17 protein-coding genes are annotated in these 19,745 nt (G+C 68.3%); 4 read left to right on the top strand and 13 right to left on the bottom strand.

The window, feature by feature from the left end:
- The first annotated feature begins 71 nt into the window (after positions 1 to 71).
- Together SLQ33_RS00200 and SLQ33_RS00195 are read left to right on the top strand one after the other, a co-directional pair.
- Positions 72 to 923: a ribokinase gene (locus SLQ33_RS00200; RefSeq protein WP_319452515.1), complete on the top strand. Its 852-nt coding sequence runs from the start codon at positions 72 to 74 to the stop codon at positions 921 to 923.
- Positions 920 to 1,747 (top strand): enoyl-CoA hydratase/isomerase family protein, encoded by an 828-nt coding sequence (locus SLQ33_RS00195; RefSeq protein ID WP_319451768.1) that lies wholly within the window; start codon positions 920 to 922, stop codon positions 1,745 to 1,747. Before SLQ33_RS00200 ends, SLQ33_RS00195 begins: the two co-directional genes overlap by 4 nt.
- 30 nt (positions 1,748 to 1,777) lie before the next feature.
- Here SLQ33_RS00195 and SLQ33_RS00190 read toward each other — a convergent pair whose 3' ends face one another.
- Both SLQ33_RS00190 and SLQ33_RS00185 read right to left on the bottom strand, forming a co-directional pair.
- On the bottom strand, positions 1,778 to 2,584 hold the full coding sequence (locus tag SLQ33_RS00190; RefSeq protein ID WP_319451767.1) for a GntR family transcriptional regulator: 807 nt from the start codon (positions 2,582 to 2,584) through the stop codon (positions 1,778 to 1,780).
- Between the two features lie 37 nt (positions 2,585 to 2,621).
- Positions 2,622 to 4,664: an NAD(+) synthase gene (locus SLQ33_RS00185; RefSeq protein ID WP_319451766.1), complete on the bottom strand. Its 2,043-nt coding sequence runs from the start codon at positions 4,662 to 4,664 to the stop codon at positions 2,622 to 2,624.
- 36 nt (positions 4,665 to 4,700) lie between these two features.
- Here SLQ33_RS00185 and SLQ33_RS00180 point away from each other — a divergent pair, with 36 nt between their 5' ends.
- Entirely contained in the window at positions 4,701 to 5,546 is an 846-nt protein-coding gene (locus SLQ33_RS00180) for an NAD-dependent protein deacetylase (RefSeq protein ID WP_319451765.1), read from the top strand.
- Here SLQ33_RS00180 and SLQ33_RS00175 read toward each other — a convergent pair.
- Entirely contained in the window at positions 5,543 to 6,811 is a 1,269-nt protein-coding gene (locus SLQ33_RS00175; RefSeq protein WP_319451764.1) for a cytochrome P450, read from the bottom strand. The two genes, SLQ33_RS00180 and SLQ33_RS00175, sit on opposite strands and share 4 nt — an antisense overlap.
- A gap of 66 nt (positions 6,812 to 6,877) precedes the next feature.
- Here SLQ33_RS00175 and SLQ33_RS00170 point away from each other — a divergent pair, with 66 nt between their 5' ends.
- A complete protein-coding gene (locus SLQ33_RS00170) occupies positions 6,878 to 7,507 on the top strand; it encodes a TetR/AcrR family transcriptional regulator (RefSeq protein ID WP_319451763.1) in 630 nt (209 codons plus the stop codon).
- On the opposite strand, the gene proB is transcribed toward SLQ33_RS00170, so the two are convergent.
- The 10 genes from proB to SLQ33_RS00120 form a co-directional block, all read right to left on the bottom strand.
- Positions 7,504 to 8,607 carry a glutamate 5-kinase gene (proB, locus tag SLQ33_RS00165; protein WP_319451762.1) on the bottom strand — a complete coding sequence of 368 codons (1,104 nt, stop codon included), beginning with the start codon at positions 8,605 to 8,607 and terminating at the stop codon, positions 7,504 to 7,506. The genes SLQ33_RS00170 and proB overlap by 4 nt on opposite strands.
- Positions 8,604 to 10,049: a GTPase ObgE gene (gene obgE / locus SLQ33_RS00160; protein ID WP_319451761.1), complete on the bottom strand. Its 1,446-nt coding sequence runs from the start codon at positions 10,047 to 10,049 to the stop codon at positions 8,604 to 8,606. Before obgE ends, proB begins: the two co-directional genes overlap by 4 nt.
- Before the next feature lie 87 nt (positions 10,050 to 10,136).
- Positions 10,137 to 10,433 carry a 50S ribosomal protein L27 gene (gene rpmA / locus SLQ33_RS00155; protein ID WP_319451760.1) on the bottom strand — a complete coding sequence of 99 codons (297 nt, stop codon included), beginning with the start codon at positions 10,431 to 10,433 and terminating at the stop codon, positions 10,137 to 10,139.
- 15 nt (positions 10,434 to 10,448) lie between these two features.
- Entirely contained in the window at positions 10,449 to 10,760 is a 312-nt protein-coding gene (gene rplU / locus SLQ33_RS00150) for a 50S ribosomal protein L21 (protein ID WP_319451759.1), read from the bottom strand.
- Positions 10,761 to 10,934: 174 nt separating this feature from the next.
- On the bottom strand, positions 10,935 to 13,787 hold the full coding sequence (locus SLQ33_RS00145; protein ID WP_319451758.1) for an Rne/Rng family ribonuclease: 2,853 nt from the start codon (positions 13,785 to 13,787) through the stop codon (positions 10,935 to 10,937).
- Positions 13,788 to 14,086: 299 nt separating this feature from the next.
- Positions 14,087 to 14,497, bottom strand: coding sequence for a nucleoside-diphosphate kinase (gene ndk, locus SLQ33_RS00140; RefSeq protein ID WP_319451757.1), 411 nt, complete (start codon positions 14,495 to 14,497; stop codon positions 14,087 to 14,089).
- An 11-nt stretch (positions 14,498 to 14,508) separates the two neighbouring features.
- The gene (locus tag SLQ33_RS00135; RefSeq protein ID WP_319451756.1) at positions 14,509 to 14,916 is read right to left on the bottom strand and encodes a DUF4233 domain-containing protein; all 408 of its coding nucleotides are present in this window, start codon (positions 14,914 to 14,916) and stop codon (positions 14,509 to 14,511) included.
- Entirely contained in the window at positions 14,913 to 16,313 is a 1,401-nt protein-coding gene (gene folC, locus SLQ33_RS00130) for a bifunctional tetrahydrofolate synthase/dihydrofolate synthase (protein ID WP_319451755.1), read from the bottom strand. The genes SLQ33_RS00135 and folC overlap by 4 nt, the downstream gene beginning before the upstream one ends.
- Positions 16,310 to 18,979, bottom strand: a complete 2,670-nt coding sequence (locus SLQ33_RS00125) for a valine--tRNA ligase (RefSeq protein ID WP_319451754.1) — start codon at positions 18,977 to 18,979, stop codon at positions 16,310 to 16,312. The genes folC and SLQ33_RS00125 overlap by 4 nt, the downstream gene beginning before the upstream one ends.
- 88 nt (positions 18,980 to 19,067) lie before the next feature.
- Positions 19,068 to 19,679 carry a DUF937 domain-containing protein gene (locus tag SLQ33_RS00120; RefSeq protein ID WP_319451753.1) on the bottom strand — a complete coding sequence of 204 codons (612 nt, stop codon included), beginning with the start codon at positions 19,677 to 19,679 and terminating at the stop codon, positions 19,068 to 19,070.
- Positions 19,680 to 19,745: the final 66 nt, after the last annotated feature.

The raw sequence follows: 19,745 nt of genomic DNA, 5'->3' as shown, positions 1-19,745 counted from the left end.
TGAGCCAGCTTATCGGCCAAACCCGGGGGCGGCCCCGTCGGGGCTACGGTAAGGGGGTGGCGCGGGTGTGTGTGGTTGGCAGCGTGAATGTCGACCAGTCGTTCACCGTCGAGGCATTGCCGCGACCAGGCCAGACCGTGCTGGCCAGCGCAGTGTCGTCCGCATCGGGCGGCAAGGGCGGCAACCAGGCCGTCGCAGCCGCGAGGGCGGGCGCCTCCGTGCACCTCGTGGCGGCGCTCGGCGACGATCACACCGCCGCCGGGCTGCGCGCTCATCTCCGCGACAACGGCGTCGCCCTCGACGGCGTGGTGACGGTGCCCGGTCCCAGCGGCACGGCGGCCATCGTCGTGGACGCCTCGGGTGAGAACACCATCGTGGTCGCGCCCGGCGCCAACGCCCACTTGACGATGACCTCACCGCACGTGCAGGCCGTCGTCGCTCGAGCCGACGTGGTGCTGATCCAGTTGGAGATCCCGATCGAGACGGCGTTGGCGGCGGCGCGTGCGGCGCGCGACGCGGGCGCCGTCGTCATCGTCAACGCGTCACCGGCACGCACCGGCCTCGACGCCCTGGCCGGCATCGCCGACGTCGTCGTCGCCAACGAAGACGAGGCCCGCGAATGGCGTTGGCCGGTGCCGCATCTGGTGATCACCCGCGGCGCGGAAGGCGCGCGCCACGTCCACGACGGCACGACCGTCGACGTCCCCGCCCCAGCCGTCGAACCGATCGACACCACCGGTGCGGGCGACGTGTTCGCCGGAGTGCTTGCCGCGGAATGGCTTTCCGGACCCGAGCGGGCACTGCGGCGCGCGTGCGCAGCAGGTGCGCTGGCCACACTGATACCAGGGGCGGGCGCATGCGCACCGTCCGCCGAAGCGATCGACGACGTGCTCGACGCGACCGACAGAGTAGGAGATCCATGACGGCCACCACGCAGAACACTCCCCGCCCGCCCGACGGCGACTGGTTGGGCACCCCGTTCCTGCGGTTCACCCGGGAAGGCGCGTTCGGCGTGTGCACCCTGGACCGCCCCGAGGCGCGCAACGCGATGACCCCGGCGATGTACTTCGGCATCAGATACGCAGTGCGCCTGGTCGATTCCGACCCGGACCTCGCGGGTCTGCTGATCACGGGCACGGGTGACGTGTTCGCACCGGGCGGCGACATGGGTGGAGGTGGCGCGGACAACTGGTTGACGTTCGGCTCGGCGCTCGGCATGGACGTCACACCGTTCGAGACGCTGCGCCAGTCGTCCAAGCCGGTGGTCTCCGCGGTCAACGGGTTGTGTCAGGGCGGCGGCCTGCAGATCGCGATGTGCAGCGACATGGCCGTGGTGAGTGACCGCGCCACGTTCCGCGTGCCCGAGTTGTACCGCGGCATCGCCGACACCTACTACAGCCACATGCTGGCGCGGCTGATCGGGCCGGTCCGGACCCGGGACCTGATGTTCACCGGCCGCACGCTGAGCGCGGAGGAGGCCAGGGACTGGGGCATGGTGGCGCGGGTGGTCCCGCACGACGATCTTGCCGTCGCCGCACGTGAGGTGCTCGCCCAGTGTTGTCGCACGGCGCCGAGGGCCAGGACCGTGATCAAGTCCAGCATCGATAACTACCTCGGCCTCTACGACCGGATCGGGATGCAGGCCAGCCTCGGGGAGCCGGAATCCATCGAGGGATTCATGGCATTCAAGGAGCGGCGATCCCCCAGCTGGGTGCACCCAGACCTGCGGATCGACGGGCGTCTGTAGGACTATCACGCTTCGGGCCGGGAGCTGGCGTCAAGCGATGGGCCTGCGGACGTCGTGGGCGATCGCCAGCCCGGTGCTGGACTCCACCTCGGCAGCGGATTGGTTCAGCACGACCCGACTTCGGCTCGGCGACAACACCATCGACATCACGTGGTGTGGCTCGCCGTCCGCGAACGCCACTCGGTTGACGCGGATCAGCGGCGCACCGATCGCCGTGCCCAACAGCTGGGCGCTCCGCGGCCCGGCGAGCTCGGCCGTGAACTCGTGGTCGAGTCGCCCCAACGCGACTCCCGCTTCCGCGAGTAGTCGATAGAGCGGGCTGGCGACGAGCGCATCCCTGGTGATGGTCTCGGCAAGCGCGACGGGCAGCCACGTCTCGGTGGTCATCAGCGGCTCACCGGTTCGGCGGGCGCGACGCAGTCTCAGCGCATGCAGTGCGCGATCGTCTGACCTCAGCTGTTCGGCGACGGGGCGTGGAACTGCTCGCACGCCGAACTCGAGCACCTCCACCTCGGTCTCGAACTCCACCTGGCGCATTTCGTCCAGGTACGAGCCGCCGACGTCGCGTTGGCCCGTCGCGGGAGCCTCGAGTACGAACGACCCCACGCCGTGGCGGCGTTCGATCAGGCCGACGGCCGCCAGATCGGCGAGCGCGCGCCGCACGGTGATGCGGGAAACGCCGAACTGGTCGCACAACGTCTGCTCGGTGGGCAGCGGATCACCCTGATCCAATGCGCCGCGGACGATCTCGTCGTGAAGGACGAGGAACAGCTGACGGTGCAGCGGTACACCCGCGGCCGCGGACACCAACGGCGCTCCGTCGTTCGGACCCCCCACAATTAACGATCCTGTCACACGCGAGAGCCAGTTGGCGTCAGGACTTCGGCACGTTGCGCTCGAGCTCGTCGAGCCAGACCCGCGCGGACATGTCCGACGGAGCGCGCCAGTCGCCGCGCGGTGACAGCGCGCCACCCGAGGAAACCTTGGGGCCGTTCGGCAGCGCCGACCGCTTGAACTGGCTGAATGAATAGAACCGTTGCACGAACACCGTCAACCAGTGCCGGATTTCGGCCAGTGAGTAGGCCGGGCGCTTGTCGGCGGGATATCCCGCGGGCCAGTCGCCGCGCTGCACGTCACCCCACGCGTGCCAGGCCAGGAACGCGACCTTCGACGGCCGGAACCCCCAGCGCAGCACCTGGTACAGCGAGAAGTCTTGCAGGACATAGGGTCCGACCTTGTCCTCACTGCTCTGAACCTGTTCGTCCTCACCTGTCGGCACCAACTCGGGCGTGATCTCGGTCTCGAGCACCGACTGCAGGATCCGGTTGACCTCGTCGTCGAACTGCTCCGACGCGATCACCCACCGGATCAGGTGCTGGATCAGTGTCTTGGGCACTCCGCCGTTGACGTTGTAGTGCGACATCTGGTCGCCGACACCGTACGTCGACCAACCCAGCGCCAACTCGGACAGGTCACCGGTGCCCAGCACGATGCCGCCACGCTGGTTCGCCAGCCGGAACAGGTAGTCGGTGCGCAACCCGGCCTGCACGTTTTCGAACGTGACGTCGTACACGTGCTCGCCACGCGAGAACGGGTGCCCCAGCTCCGTGAGCATCAACGTTGCGGTGTCGCGGATGTCGAGCTCTTCGAACGTCACGCCAAGCGCCTTGCCCAGCGCGATCGCATTGCCCTTGGTTCGCTCGCCCGTGGCGAAGCCGGGCATGGTGAACGCGAGGATGTCGCTGCGCGGCCGGCCCTCCCGGTCCATCGCGCGCGCCGCCACGATCAACGCGTGGGTGGAGTCCAGCCCACCCGAGACGCCGATGACCACCTTCGGGTAGTTCAGCGCACGCAACCGCTGCTCCAGCCCCGACACCTGGATGTTGTATGCCTCGTAGCAATCCTGTTGCAGCCGCTGCGGATCCGAGGGTACGAACGGGAACCGCTCCACCTCGCGGAGCAGGCCGATGTTACCGGGCGGCGGGTCAACGACGAACTCGATGCGCCGAAACTCGTCGGTGCGCCCGCGGTGGTGCTTGCGGTTGTCGTCGAACGTGCCCATCCGGATGCGCTCCGCGCGCAACAGTTCGGTGTCGACATCGGCGACGCTGCGTCGTTCCCCCTTGGGGAAGCGCTCGGATTCGGCGAGCAGCAGCCCGTTCTCGTAGATCATCGTCTGGCCGTCCCACGCCAGGTCGGTGGTCGACTCCCCCTCGCCAGCGGCTGCGTAGACGTAGGCGGCCAGGCACCGCGACGACGCCGAGCGAGCCAGCAGCTTGCGGTCGTCGGCTCGGCCGACCGTGATGGGGCTGCCCGACAGGTTCGCGAGCACCGTCGCGCCCGCCAGCGCGGCCTCTGCGCTGGGCGGGATCGGCACCCACATGTCCTCGCAGATCTCCACGTGCAGGACGAAGTTCGGAAGGTCGGCGGCGGCGAACAACAGGTCGGGGCCGAACGGCGCGTCGGCGCCCGCCACGCGGACGGTGCCGCCCTCGTCGTCACCAGGGGCGAGCTGCCTACGCTCGTAGAACTCACGGTAGGTCGGCAGGTAGGACTTGGGCACGACGCCTAGCACGGTGCCGCGGTGAATCACCACCGCGGTGTTGTAGATCCGGTTGCGGTGGCGCAGCGGGGCCCCGACGACGAGCACCGGCAGGAGCTCTCGCGACGCCGCGACGACGTCGGCCACCGCGACGTCGACGGCGTCGAGCAGTCCGTCCTGCAGGAGGATGTCCTCGATGGAGTAGCCCGACAGCGTCAACTCCGGGAACACCGCAAGCGCGACGCCGTCGTCGTGGCAGTCGCGGGCCAGCCGCAGCACGGATTCCGCGTTGGTGGCGGGGTCGGCCAGCGTGGTGTGGTGGGTGCACGCGGCCACCCGCACGAAGCCGTGCCGGTAGGCGGAATGGAAGTCCACGGCTCAATTGTCGCAGGTCGCCTACCCTGGACACCGATGAACGGTCCTGCAGCTCCCGAACTGATCAACGTGCTCGCAGGTCAGCGCATTGCCGTGCTCACCGGCGCGGGCCTGTCCACCGACTCGGGCATCCCGGACTACCGCGGCCCGGACTCACCGCCGAGCAACCCGATGACCATCCGGCAGTTCACGTCGGATCCGGAGTTCCGGCAACGGTACTGGGCGCGCAACCACGTCGGCTGGCGGCACATGGACGCCACCCTGCCCAATGCGGGGCACCGCGCGCTGGCCCGCCTCGAAGCCACCGGTGTCGTCACCGGCGTCATCACGCAAAACGTCGATCTGTTGCACACCAAGGCGGGCAGCACGACCGTCATCGACCTCCACGGCACCTACTCCAGAGTCGTCTGCCTGGCATGCGAGCACACCATGACGCGCGCGGCGCTGGCCGCAGAGTTGGAGGCATTGAATCCGGGCTTCCTCGAGCGGGCCGAGAAGGTCGGCGGCATCGCGGTGGCGCCCGACGCGGACGCGATGGTCTCGGAGACGGCGTCGTTCCGGTACGTCGACTGCCCGCAGTGCGGCGGCATGCTCAAGCCCGACATCGTCTACTTCGGTGAGAACGTACCCAAAGAGCGCGTCGCCCAAGCCCATTCCGTGGTCGATGAGGCGGACGCATTGCTGGTCGCGGGCTCGTCATTGACGGTGTTCTCCGGGCTGCGCTTCGTCCGGCAGGCGGCCGCCGCGGGCATGCCGATTGCGATCATCAACCGCGGGCCCACTCGCGGCGACGATTTGGCGACCGTCAAGGTCGACGCGGGCTGCTCGGAGATGCTGGCCCTGCTCGCCGACGAGCTCACCCCAGCGATTTCGGCGCGCTAGAAGCTGACCGGCATCGCGCGGACTGCGTGGATGAAATTGCCTGCCACGTAGTCGGGTTCGCCCGCCTGGATGTCGGGCAGCTGGGTGAGCAGTTCGGCGAAGATCGCCCGCAACTGAGCCCTGGCGACGTGCGCGCCGAGACAGAAATGCCGTCCGCCGCCACCGAATCCGACGTGCGGGTTGGGCTTGCGCCCAAGGTCGAGCTGATGGGGCGCGTCGAACACGTCGGTGTCGAAGTTGCCCGACGCGTAGAACATCACCACCTTTTCGCCCTCGGCGATCGGCTGCTCGCCCACCACGCAGTCGCGGGATGCGGTGCGGCGGAACGTCATCACCGGAGTCGCCCAGCGGACGAACTCCTCGACGGCGCCTCCGATCCGGTCATCGAAGGCGCTCATCAGCCACGCACGTTGATCGGGAAAGTTGGTGAGCGCCTTCATCGCATGGGACGTGGTCTGTCGGGTGGTGTCGTTGCCAGCGACCGCAAGGAGTACGAAGAACGCCGCGACCTCTGCGTCGGTGAGCCGGTCGCCGTCGACCTCGGCGTGCACCAGTGCGCTGATCAGGTCGTCTCCAGGGTGCTCACGCCGGTCAGCGGCCAATGACCCCGCCACCTGGTGGAGGTGCATCTGAGCGGTCACCAGCACTTCCAACGGGTTGCGCCCGTCGAGGAACATTGGATCTCCCGTCGACACCATCGCGTCGGCGGCGTGTGCCACCTGCTCGCGTTCGGACGCCGGAATCCCGACCATGTCGGACAGCGTGCGGATAGGCAGTTCCTTGGCGCAGTGTTCGACGAAGTCGGCTCCGCTGCCCGTCCATCGGAGTTCGCCGACGATGTCGCGGGCGTTGGCCTTGATCGAGTCCTCGATGCGGCGCACCTGGCGCGGGGTGAAGGCGGCATGCACGACCTTGCGGATCACGGTGTGCCGCGGCGGATCCATCGCCAGGAATGACTGTGACGCTTCGAGCAGCTCCTCGGGCACGTTCTCGAACAGCACGCCCTTGCCCGACAGGAAGGTCTCGCTATCGCGACTGACGGCGACGATGTCGGCGTGCCGGGTGATTGCCCAGTAGCCGGGGTCGTTCGGGTCGTGCATCAGCGCGTCCTCGACAGGCGGGTGCCAGCTGACGGGACGTTGCGCACGAAGTTCGGCGAACGCCACTTCGCGGTCGGCGGCGGTGGTGGACCAGAACGCCCGCGAGGACAGATCGGTCGGGTCGTAGGGCCGTGATGGAACCGATGTGAGCGGCGACACAGTCATGACTGTGACGATAAGTCTAGACACTATGTCTAGTCAAGGTGCATTGCTTCCCGCTACGCTTGGGACATGCCGTCGATGACGAGGAAGCCGCAGGCCAAGCGGCAGGAGCGGCGCGAGCAGATCGAGCGCCAGCTGCTCGACGCCACCGAGCGCCTCATGGCCGACGGAGCCAGCTTCACCGAGCTCAGCGTCGACCGACTAGCCACCGAGGCGGGGATCTCCCGCGCCAGCTTCTACATCTACTTCGAGGACAAGGGCCACTTGCTGAGGCGCCTTACGGGCCAGGTCTTCGACGACCTCGCGGGCGCCGCAGAACTCTGGTGGGGTGTCGCTCGTCGACGCGACCCGGCAGACGTACTGGCCGCGATGACCGAACTCGTCGCCAGCTACCGACGTCACCAACCGCTGCTCGTCGCGCTCAACGAGATGGCCGGCTACGACCCACAGGTGGGCACCACCTATCGCGACATCCTCACGGCCATCGCGGCGCGGCTCACCGCCGTCATCGAGGCGGGACAGGAGGACGGCAGCATCCGTCGCGAACTGTCGGCGGCGACCGCCGCCAGCACGCTCACCTGGATGACCGAGCGGACCTGCCAACAGAATCTGCCGGGCGGGCCGCCGTCCTACGACGCCGAGCTGGCGCGCACCCTGACCCAGATCGTCTGGGGCGCACTGTATCTCGAGGCGCCCTAGACGGCGACGAGGTCGTCGGCGTGCACCACGGGCCGACGTAGCTCGGCAGGCAGGTCCGACGTCGAGCGCCCGATCATCCCCGCGAGTTCCGTTGCGTCATAGGCCACCACGCCTCGCGCCACCGTGTCGCCATCGGATCCGCGGAGCTCGATGACGTCCCCACCGTGAAAGCGCCCCGTCACTGCGGTGATCCCGGCGGGCAACAGCGAGCGACGTTGTTTCACCACCGCCCGCACGGCACCGTCGTCGAGCGTCAGCGCGCCCGCCGACTCGGCGGCATAGCGCAACCAAAATCGGCGCGCCGACATGCGTTCGGCCCGCGGCGCGAAAACCGTGCCGACGGAGGCGTCGTCGAGCGCCTTGCCCGCATCAGCTGCGGCGGCGAGCAGCACGGGCACCCCAGCGTCGGCAGCCAGCAGCGCCGAGGACAGCTTGGAGGCCATACCGCCAGTGCCGAGCCTGCTTCCGCCACCCGCCACCACGCCGTCGAGGTCGTCGGGGGCGGCGACCTCGGGAATGAAGCGCGCATCCGACTTTCGCGGGTCGGAGTCGTAGAGGCCGTCGATGTCGCTCAGCAGCACAAGGGCGTCGGCACCGACCAGATGAGCGACGAGCGACGAGAGCCGGTCGTTGTCGCCGAACCGGATCTCGTTGGTGGCCACCGTGTCGTTCTCGTTGACGATCGCGACGGCGTGCAGCGCGCGCAACCGGTCGAGCGTGCGCTGAGCGTTGGTGTGCTGCACACGCATCGAAATGTCGTGCGCCGTCAGCAGCACTTGGCCGACGGTCCGCCCGTAGCGGTGGAACGCCGAACTCCACGCGTTGACGAGCGCCACCTGGCCGACGCTGGCCGCGGCCTGCTTGGTCGCCAGATCGGTGGGCCGCCGCGTCAGTCCGAGCGGCTCGATACCCGCCGCGATGGCACCCGAGGACACGATGACGACGTCCGAACCCGCCTTCATCCGCGCTTCGATCGCGTCGGCCAAGGTGGCAAGTCGGCTCGCGTCGAACATGCCGTTGGGCGCGGTCAACGCGGTGGTGCCGACCTTGACGACGACGCTTCGCGCGGTGCGGACGGCATCGCGGTGCGCGCTGGTCATTCGTCACCGCCGGGGCGGCGACGCTCCCGCCGGGCTATCTTGCGCTCGTCGGCGCCGATCCGATCGGTCTGCTCGAGTCGGATGTCGGTGCCGCGCCCGGACATCGTCATGTCGACACCAGCAGGCGTCTGCGGCTCCCAGTCGAAGGTCACGTCGCCGATGGTGACGGCGCAACCGGGTCGGGCACCCTGTTTGATCAACTCGTCTTCGACGCCGAGTCGGGCCAACCGATCGCCGAGGTAGCCGACCGCCTCGTCGTTCGTGAAATCCGTCTGGCTGACCCAGCGTTCGGGCCGCGTTCCACGCACGCGGAAGCCGCCCTCGCCGTCGGCCACCACCGTGAACCCGCTGTCGTCGACGGCGACCGGCCGGATCACGGCACGGCGCGGCGCGACGACGGGCTGAGCGGCGCGGTATGCCGCGATGATGTCCCACAGCGCAAACGTCAACGGCCGCAGTCCGTCTCGGGTGACGGCGGACACTTCGAACACCGGCCACCCGTAGCGTTCGGCAACTTCGTCGCGGACGAAGTCGGCCAGCTCACGCGCATCGGGTACGTCGATCTTGTTCAACACGACGGCCCGCGGTCGTTCCGCGAGGTCGCCCAACGCCGAATCACCCTGCAGCGTCGGCGTGTACGCGGCGAGCTCTGCTTCCAACGCGTCGATGTCGGAGATCGGGTCGCGGCCGGGATCCATGGTCGCGCAGTCGACCACGTGGACCAGCACCGCGCAGCGCTCGAGGTGCCGCAGGAAGTCCAGGCCAAGCCCTCGCCCCTCGGATGCGCCGGGAATCAACCCGGGCACGTCGGCGACGGTGAAGGTGTGGTCACCCGCCGAGACCACTCCCAGATTCGGCGCCAACGTCGTGAAGGGATAGTCGGCGATCTTCGGCTTGGCCGCCGAGATCACCGAGACCAACGACGACTTGCCCGCCGAGGGGAAGCCGACGAGTCCGACGTCGGCGACGGTCTTGAGCTCGAGGGTGAGGTCGCGAGTCTGGCCCTTCTCGCCGAGCAGCGCGAAGCCGGGGGCCTTGCGCGCGCGGGACGACAGCGCGGCGTTGCCGAGCCCACCGCGCCCGCCCGTGGCGGCGTCGAAACGGGTGCCGTCACCGACCAGGTCGGCGAGCATTCGACCGGCCTCGTCGAGGACGACGGTGCCGTCGGGCACCCGCACCTCGAGATCGCCACCTGCGGCGCCGTCCTTGTTGTTGCCCTGACCCGGCTTTCCGGACGGGGCGTCGACATGAGGATGGAAGTGAAAGTCGAGCAGGGTGTGCACCTGCGGATCGACGACGAGCACGATGCTGCCACCACGACCGCCGTTGCCGCCGTCGGGGCCGCCGAGTGGTTTGAACTTCTCACGGTGCACCGAAGCGCAACCGTGACCGCCGTTGCCCGCCTTCGCATGAATGACGACGCGGTCGACGAACCGGGGCATCGCCTGTCCTTCCCGCCTGTGAAGCTGTTCCGTGATTTCCCGAGAGAACTCGCGGCAGCTTCACATTCGCGGAAAGTCCTCAGGCCTCTAGGCCTCCGGAGCCGCCCCGGCGGCGACATCAGACCCCGGTCGAGGGACGCGGACGATGTTGATCGTCTTGCGACCACGCTTCACGCCGAACGTCACCGCACCGGGTGCAGTGGCGAACAGCGTGTCGTCGCCACCGCGGCCGACATTCACGCCGGGGTGGAAGTGGGTGCCGCGCTGGCGGACCAGGATCTCGCCGGCCTTGACGATCTGGCCGCCGAAGCGCTTGACGCCGAGTCGCTGAGCATTCGAGTCGCGACCGTTGCGCGAGCTGGAAGCGCCCTTCTTGTGTGCCATTGGTTCGCTCCCTCGCTACTTGATTCCGGTGACCTTGACGACCGTCAGCTTCTGACGGTGGCCCTGGCGCTTGTGATAGCCGGTCTTGTTCTTGAACTTGTGGATGCGGATCTTGGGACCCTTGGTGTGCTCGAGCACCTCCGCGGTGACCGCGACCTTCTCGAGGTCCTTGGCATCGGTGGTGACCTTTGCGCCGTCGACGACGAGCGCGACGGGAAGCGAGACGGAGGCGCCGGCCTCGAGCTCGAGCTTCTCGACCTTGACTATGTCTCCGACCGCGACCTTGTACTGCTTGCCGCCGGTCTTGACGATTGCGTACGTCGCCATCGTTGTCGTCATCCTCTACGTCTGTTGCGGGCGCGCGCTACCCGAAGGTTGCGAGCGCGGGTCTGGGGTGCGGGGTCTCGGTTGTCCCCCACTGTCACCGGCTCGAATTCAAGCGAGCCGACAGACAACTGCTCAAGGTTACGTGACCAGCGGGTAAGGGGTCAAACCGCCCCGTCAGTCGACGCCGGCTGGTGGGCCTGCCGGGCGAGCCGCCGCGCGTCTGCGCTGCCTGCCGACCCGTGCGACCTCGACCGGAGCGTCATCCGAGTCGTCATCGTCGTCGTCAACCTCATCCGAGTCGTCGTAATCGTCGTCCGAGTCGTCGTCCTCGTCGTCCGACTCATCGTCGTCCTCGTCGTCGTCATCATCGTCATCGTCGTCGTCGGATTCGTCGTCGGAATCCTCGTCGATCAGGACGATGTCGTCCTCGATGGCGTCCTCGTCGTCCTCGTCGAGTTCGACGTCGTCGGTTTCGTCTTCGGCGGAGTCGGATTCGGATTCGGATTCGTCCGAATCCTCGTCGGTGACCAGTTCCGCCACGTCCTCGGTCGGCGCGTCCACCGAGGCGTCGGTCGACTCGTCGATGGCCTCGTCGTCGAGACCTTCGTCCTCGTCGCCGTCCTCGGGACGAACCGCGGCAGCCATCGCCTTGAACATCGGGTGCTCACCGTGCGAATGGGTGGGCACCGTGGCCACCTGCACGTCGTCGTCGGGGCGGGCGCCCTTCTTGCCACGCTTGCGTCGCCCGCTGGACTCCGACTTGCGTCCGGCGGACGGCGCAGAGTCCACGGGGTCGCTGTGCAACACGATGCCGCGGCCTGCGCAGAGGGTGCAGTTCGTCGAGAAGGCCTCGATCAGGCCCGTGCCGAGCTTCTTGCGCGTCAGCTGCACCAAGCCCAGCGACGTCACCTCCGACACCTGGTGTCGCGTGCGGTCCCGGGACAGCGCCTCGGTGAGCCTGCGCAGCACCAGGTCGCGGTTGGACTCCAGCACCATGTCGATGAAGTCGACGACGATGATCCCGCCGATGTCGCGCAGTCGCAGCTGGCGGACCACCTCTTCGGCGGCCTCGATGTTGTTGCGCGTCACCGTCTGCTCGAGGTTTCCGCCCGAGCCGGTGAACTTGCCGGTGTTCACGTCGACCACGGTCATGGCCTCGGTCCGGTCGATCACCAGGGTGCCGCCGGACGGCAGGTACACCTTGCGGTCCATCGCCTTGGTCAACTGCTCGTCGATGCGGTGCACCGCGAACACGTCGGGGCCATCCTCGACCGCGGGCTGGTATCTAGTCATCCGCGGCGCCAGTTCGGGCGCAACGGAATTCACGTACTCGTCGATCGTCTGCCAGGCATCGTCGCCCGACACGATGAGCCCGGAGAAGTCTTCGTTGAACAGATCGCGGATGACCTTGACCAGGACGTCGGGCTCCTCGTAGAGCGCGATCGCGGCGCCCGCCGACTTGGCCGTCACCTCGGTGGCCTTCGCCTCGATCTCCGTCCAACGCTCCTGCAGCCGATTCACGTCGGTGCGGATGTCGTCTTCCTTGACGCCCTCGGATGCGGTTCGGATGATGACGCCGGCATCGGCGGGCACCACCTCGCGCAGGATTTCCTTGAGCCGTTGCCGTTCGGTGTCGGGCAGCTTGCGGCTGATCCCGGTCGAGGACGCGCCCGGCACGTACACCAGGTAGCGCCCGGCCAGCGACACCTGAGTGGTCAGCCGCGCGCCCTTGTGTCCGACGGGGTCCTTGCTCACCTGCACGACGACGTAGTCGCCCGGCTTGAGCGCCTGTTCGATCTTGCGCTGAGCGCCACCGAGCCCGGCGGCCTCCCAGTTCACTTCGCCCGCGTACAGGACGCCGTTGCGGCCGCGGCCGATGTCCACGAACGCCGCCTCCATCGAGGGCAGCACGTTCTGCACGATGCCGAGGTAGATGTTGCCGACCAGCGAGGCCGACCCCGCGGAGGTGACGAAGTGTTCGACCACGACGCCGTCCTCGAGCACCGCGATCTGCGTGTAGCGAGCGCCTTCGTGGGGCGGTTCGATGCGGACCTTGTCGCGCACCACCATCACCCGTTCGACAGCCTCCCGACGGGCGAGGAACTCGGCCTCGCTCAGGATCGGCGGGCGGCGGCGACCTGCGTCGCGGCCGTCGCGGCGACGCTGCCGCTTGGCTTCCAGCCTGGTCGAGCCGCTGATGCCCTGGATCTCGTCGGGATCCTTGGCGTTCTTCGCGGACTTCTCCCGCGGCGCCCGCTCGTGCACGACCGTGTTGGGCGGGTCGTCGGGCGACGCCGGGCCGTCGTCACCGTCGGCCGCGCCGGACTTGCGCCGCCGGCGGCGACGCCGGCGGCGGGTGGCCCCGTCGCCGTTGGTCCCGTCGTCGGAGTCGTCGTCGTCATCGTCGTCGTCGGAGTCGGCCGTCTCACCCGAGTCGTCCGGCGCGTCGTCACCGTCGTCGTCGGCGCTCTGCTCACCGCGACCGCGGCCCCGGCCACGCCGTCCGCGGCGCCGCCGCCGTGCGGCAGGCCTGTCGGCTTGATCGTCGTCGGTGTCGTCAGTGTCGTCGGTGTCGTCGGACGCGTCATCGTCTTCGTCGTCGTCTTCCTCGACCTCGACCACGGGTACCGGCACGAACGCCACGGGTTGCGGCGCCACGAACAGCGGCAGGTAGTCGGCGGGCGGGGCCTCAGCCGGCTCCGGGGCCGGCGCCGGGGCCTCGAGCATCAGCCGTGACTCGGGCTCGTCCTCCACCGGGGGCTCGGCGTCGGCGACCACGGGCAGCTCGTCGTCGTCGACGGCTGCTGGCTCCGCGTCGGCGCTGGGCTCCGGCTGGGCCTCGACGGGCTCGGGTGCCGAGACGCCGTTGGGGTACCCAGCGGCCGGATCGACGGCGCTGAACAGATTGGCGCCCACAGGCGCATCGTCACCGTCGGAATCGCCGCTCAGGGGCGCCGGCACATCCTCGTGTCGGGCCTCTTCTGTTGCGTCGTAATCCTGGGCTTCAGACAAGTCATTGTCGGGCACGTATTCTCCTCAAGCCCCCGGGCGCGTCGTGTCGACGCGGCCACGCGAGGGCTTCCGCTATGGGCCCGGGAAGTTCCCGAGCTTGTTGTGGTCTCGCTCCGAGCGGCTCTGGGGAACCCTCGGTGCCTGGCTGAATGATGGCTGGACTTCGCGCCGCACTCGGAATTTCCTAGGTGGTCGCGCTCGTCTTGAGTCTTCATCCGGGTGGCCCACGCCACTGCAACGTGCTCGGTGAAGCAGGTCACCCGAGGCCAGTATCCCACATCACGGCGTGGAATCTGACGAACCGGCCTCAGCAGCTAACGTCCGGGGAACCAGAGGTCGATCTCGCGGACCGCCGAATCGGGCGAATCCGAGCCGTGCACGAGGTTGTCCTGGGTGACGAGGGCCAGGTCACCGCGGATCGTGCCCGGGGTGGCCTTCTCCACGGGATCGGTGGCGCCGGCGATCTGCCGGAACGCGGCAACCGCCCGCGGACCCTCCACGATGGCCGCGACCACGGGTCCAGAGGTGATGAACTCGAGCAGCGACGGGAAGAACGGCTTTCCCTCGTGCTCGGCGTAGTGAGCGCGGGCGAGGTCGTCACCGACGGTCTTGAGTTCGAGGGCCACGATGGTCAGCCCCTTGCGTTCGATTCGGCTGAGGATCTCCCCGACGAGGTGTCGCTTGACGCCGTCGGGCTTGACCAAAACCAGTGTCCGCTCCGTCACGTCGCAGAAGCCTACTCGTCAGTAGGCGGGGCCTGCTGCCCGGGCAGCAGGCCGTGCTCCTGACGGCGCTTGACCTCGGCACGCAGGTACGCGATCAGCGCCCAGACCCCGACGAACACCACGCCGATGAACCCGATGGCGGCATGCACGAACCACCCCGCGACGAGCACCACCTGCATCGCGAGGTTCGCCGACAGCGCCCACGGCCGGCCCTGCATCCCCGCAAGCAGCACCAAGGCCACCGCGAAGCCGATGAGGAACCCACCGCTGAGCGGAGTCAGGCCGCCGTGGGAAAAGGAGACGACGGGCAAGGCGAGCAGCACGACGATCGCTTCCAAGATCAGCGTGCCCGCCATGACGCCGCGGAAGCTCTTCCACGGGTCCGGAGGTGCCGGCGTGCCGCCTGGTTCGTCGGTCATTCCGGGTCCCGTCCGAACAAGGTGCGCGCGGCGCCCGCGGTGACCACCGAGCCCGTGATCACCATTCCGGCGCCGGAGAAGCCGTCATCGATGCCTGCTTCTTCGACGAGCGCGGTGGCGATCTCGATGGCGTCCGCCAGCGTCGTCGCCGTGATCACCCGGTCGGGGCCGAACCGTTCCTCGGCCCGCCAGGCCAGCGCCTCGACGTCCATCGCGCGGGGCGACCCGTTGTGGGTGACGACCACCTGGTCGAAGGCGGGTTCCAGCGCGGTGAGGATGCCGTCGACGTCCTTGTCCGACATCACCGAGATCACCCCGACCAGGAACCGGAAGTCGAATTCCTGGCCGAGCGCGTCGGCCAGTGCCGCGGCGCCCGCCGGGTTGTGGGCTGCGTCGATGAACACCGTTGGGGCACTGCGCATTCGTTCGAGTCGGCCCGGGCTGGTGACGGCGGCGAAACCCGCCCTGACCGCGTCGATGTCGAGCTGCCGGTCGGCGCCTGCACCGAAGAAGGCCTCGACCGCCGCGAGCGCGATCGCGGCGTTGTGCGCCTGGTGCTCACCGTGCAGGGGCAGGAAGATCTCGGGGTACACCCCGCCGAGCCCCTGCAACTGAAGCACCTGTCCCCCGACCGCGATCTGACGGTCGAGCACCGCGAACTCCGAGTCCTCGCGGGCCACCGCGGCGTCCGTGCGGACCGACTCGGCGAGTAGCACCTCCATCGCCTCGGGCAGTTGTCGTCCGATCACGGCGACGGTGTCGGTGGGAACGAGGTCGTCCGTGGGCCTGGCGATGATGCCCGCCTTCTCGGCGGCGATCTCCGCGATGTGCTCACCGAGGTAGTCGGTGTGGTCGAGTCCGATCGGGGTGATGACCGCGACCGGGGCGTCCACGACGTTGGTGGCGTCCCAACGCCCGCCCATCCCGACCTCGACGACCGCGACGTCGACCGGCGCATCGGCGAAGGCTGCGAACGCCATGGCGGTGACGACCTCGAACTTGCTCATCTTGGGCCCGCCTGCGGCCTCGGACTGCGCGTCGACGAGTTCGACGAAGGGCTCGATTTCGCGATAGGTGTCGACGTACTGCGCTGGCGTGACGGGCTTTCCGTCGATCGAGATGCGCTCGACGGCCGACTGAAGGTGCGGGCTGGTCGTGCGTCCGGTGCGATGGTGCAGCGCCGTCAGAAGCGCGTCGACCATCCGCGTCACCGACGTCTTGCCGTTGGTGCCCGCCACGTGGATGCTCGGATAGCTCCGCTGCGGTGAGCCCAACAACTCCATCAACGCAGTGATCCGCGTGGTGCTCGGCTCGAGTTTCGTTTCGGGCCACCGTTGATCGAGCAGGTGCTCGACCTGAAACAGCGCCGCGACCTCGTCCGGCGTGGGTTCGGTCATTTGAGCCCGGACAGGCGAGCCGTGATGCGCTCCACCTCTTCGCGCGCCACCTGCTGCCGCGCCTTGATCTTGTCGACGACGGCGTCGGGCGCCTTGGCCAGGAACTCGGCGTTGCCCAACTTGGCTGCGGTTTGCGCCAATTCCTTCTCCGCGGCCGCGAGGTCCTTCTCCAGCCTGCGCCGCTCGGCGGCCACGTCGACCGTGCCCGAGGTGTCGAGGTCGACGACGACCGTGCCGCGCGAGAGCCGCACTTCGACCGACGCCGATGGCGTGAAGCCGGCTCCCGGCGTGGTCAGCCACGCCAGCGCCTGGACGGCGGGCACCTGGGCTTCGAGGTCGGCGTCGCCGACACCCACCAGCCGGGCAGGTACCCGCTGACGATCGTTGAGGCCCTGGTCGCTGCGGAACCGACGCACCTCGGTGACGAGCTTCTGCATGTCGGTGATGCGCTGGGCAGCAACGGCATCCAACACGATGCCGGAAGACACCGGCCACTCGGCGATGACGACGGACTCGCCGCCGGTCACGTTCTTCCACAGCGTCTCGGTGACGAACGGCATGACCGGATGAAGCAATTTCAGCAGCGCGTCCAGCACCGTGGCGAGCACCGCATTGGTGGATCCGGCGGCGCCCTCGTCCGACAACTGGACCTTGGCGAGCTCGAGGTACCAGTCGCAGAACTCGTCCCAGGCGAAGTGGTAGAGCGATTCGCAGGCACGACTGAATTCATAGCCGTCGAAGGCCGAATCCACTTCGGCACGAACCTCTTCCAACCGGCCAAGGATCCACCGGTCGGCGTCGGTGAGTTCGTCGAGTCCGGGAAGCGGCGCCAGTGCGGCGCCGTTCATCAACGCGAACCGGGTGGCGTTGAACAGCTTGGTGGCGAAGTTGCGCGACGCGCGGGCGGCGTCGTCACCGATGGACAGGTCGCCCCCCGGGCTTGCGCCACGGGCAAGGGTGAACCGCAGGGCGTCCGCGCCGAAGGCCTGCACCCAATCCAGCGGGTCGATGCCGTTGCCCTTGGACTTGCTCATCTTGCTGCCGAACTCGTCCCGAATCAGCCCGTGCAGGAAGACGTTCTGGAACGGCACCTGCGGCCCGCGCCGGCCGCCCTGGGTGATCGCGTCGTCGTCGCCGACGAAGGTGCCGAACATCATCATGCGGGCGACCCAGAAGAACAGGATGTCGTACCCGGTGACCAAAACGCTGGTGGGATAGAACTTCTCGAGTTCCGGCGTGGCGTCCGGCCACCCCATGGTCGAGAACGGCCAGAGCGCCGACGAGAACCACGTGTCGAGCACATCGGGGTCCTGCTCCCAGCCCTCCGGCGGAGTCTCGTCGGGGCCGACGCACACCTTCTCGCCGCCCGGGCCATGCCAGATCGGGATGCGGTGCCCCCACCACAGCTGACGCGAGATGCACCAGTCGTGCATGTCGTCGACCCAGCCGAACCAGCGCGGCTCAAGGCTCGCGGGGTGAATCACCGTGTCGCCGTTGCGGACTGCGTCACCCGCGGCCTTGGCCAGGGATTCGACCTTGACCCACCACTGCAGCGACAGGCGCGGCTCGATGGGCTCCCCGCTGCGCTCGGAGTGTCCGACGCTGTGCAGGTAGGGCCGCTTCTCCGCGACAATCCGACCCTCCGCCGCCAGCGCCTCCCGCACCGCCACCCGGGCCTCGAAGCGGTCGAGGCCGTCGAATTCGGTTCCGGTACCGGTGATCCGGCCCTTGGTGTCCAACATGGTCGGCATCGGCAGCTGGTGCCGCAGTCCGATCTCGAAGTCGTTCGGGTCGTGCGCCGGGGTGACCTTGACGGCGCCCGTGCCGAATTCGGGGTCGACGTGCGCGTCGGCGACGATCAGGACGTCCCGCGTCAGGAAGGGGTGCGGCAACGTCTTGCCGACCAGGTCCCGGTACCGGTCGTCGTCGGGATGCACGGCGATCGCGGTGTCCCCCAGCATCGTCTCGACGCGGGTAGTGGCCACGACGAGGTGCGGTTCGTCGTCGTTCATCGAGCCGTAGCGGAACGACACGAGTTCGCCCTCGACGTCCTCGTACTTCACCTCGAGGTCGGAGATCGCGGTCTGAAGCACCGGTGACCAATTCACCAGCCGCTCGGCTTGATAGATCAGCCCGGCGTCGTAGAGCCGCTTGAAGATCGTCCGCACCGCCCGTGACAGGCCGTCGTCCATGGTGAAGCGGTCGCGGCTCCAGTCGACGCCGTCGCCAATCGCGCGCATCTGCCAGCCGATGGTTCCGCCGGACTCGCGCTTCCAGTCCCAGACCTTGTCGATGAAGAGTTCGCGGCCGAAGTCCTCCTTGGTCTTCCCGTCGGCGGCGAGCTGCTTCTCGACGACGCTCTGGGTGGCGATGCCCGCGTGGTCCATGCCGGGCAGCCACAGCACCTCGTAGCCCTGCATTCGCTTGCGGCGCGTCAGTGCGTCCATGAGCGTGTGGTCCATCGCATGGCCCATGTGCAGGTTGCCCGTGACGTTCGGCGGGGGCAGCACGATCGAATAGGGCGGCTTGCCGCTGGTGGCGTCCGCCGTGAAGTAGCCGGCGTCCACCCAACCCTGGTACAGGTCAGCCTCTACCGCGCTCGGATCCCACGACTTGGGCAGCGCTTGCGCCCCGGGATCTTCGGCGGGTTTGGAGGTGGCGGTCACCTCGACAGTCTAGGAAGCATCGGCCAGCAGACATAAAAGCCCCCGACACGCCGGGCGTGCGGGGGCTTTTATGTCTGGTGCCGCTGGGTTACTTCTTGCCGCCAAGAAGCCCGCCAAGGATGTCGCCGAGCCCGCCGCCACCCTGGCCGCCCCCGAGCACGCTGCCGAGGATGCTGCCGAGCGGATTGTTGCCGCCACCTCCGCCAGCGCCGCCGAGGATGCTGCCAAGAACGTCGCCGAGCCCGCCGCCACCGGACGCCTGAGCCTCGGCGGGTGCGGCTGCGCCTCCCCCGCCCTTCGTCAGCTGCTTGCCGATGTAGGCCAACACGATCGGCGCCAGGATCGGCAGCAGCTGCTTGAGCAGACCGCTGCTGCCCGCTCCACCGCCGGCCAACGCCGAGGCGACGGTGTTGGTGTCGTTGCCACCGAAGATGTTGGCGACGATCTTCTCGCCGTCCTTCGCGTCGACCTGGTCGACGCTGACGCCACCGTCGAGCAGCCCGCTGGCCGCATGCTCGGTGACAGCGGACTCGAGCCCGCTCGTATCGACGTCGTCGGCCGCGACGTTGTGCTGCAGGCTACCGACGAGCGCAGGCACCAACGTCCTGATGGCGGTGTTCACCTCGCCTTCGTCAGCACCTAACTGGGCCGCAATTTGTTGTACCGGAATCTCGTTGAAGAGCTCGTCGAGACCAGCCATGACATGTCCACCTTCGTCGCTGGGATGTTTGCGCAATCGCGTTTTCGACACTAGTCGTTTCGATCT

The sequence above is a fragment of the Mycobacterium sp. RTGN6 genome, from assembly GCF_033804605.1.
Taxonomy (GTDB): domain Bacteria; phylum Actinomycetota; class Actinomycetes; order Mycobacteriales; family Mycobacteriaceae; genus Mycobacterium.
The sequence above is the reverse complement of the archived record's forward strand: the minus strand, read 5'-3'. Positions and strand labels throughout refer to the sequence as shown.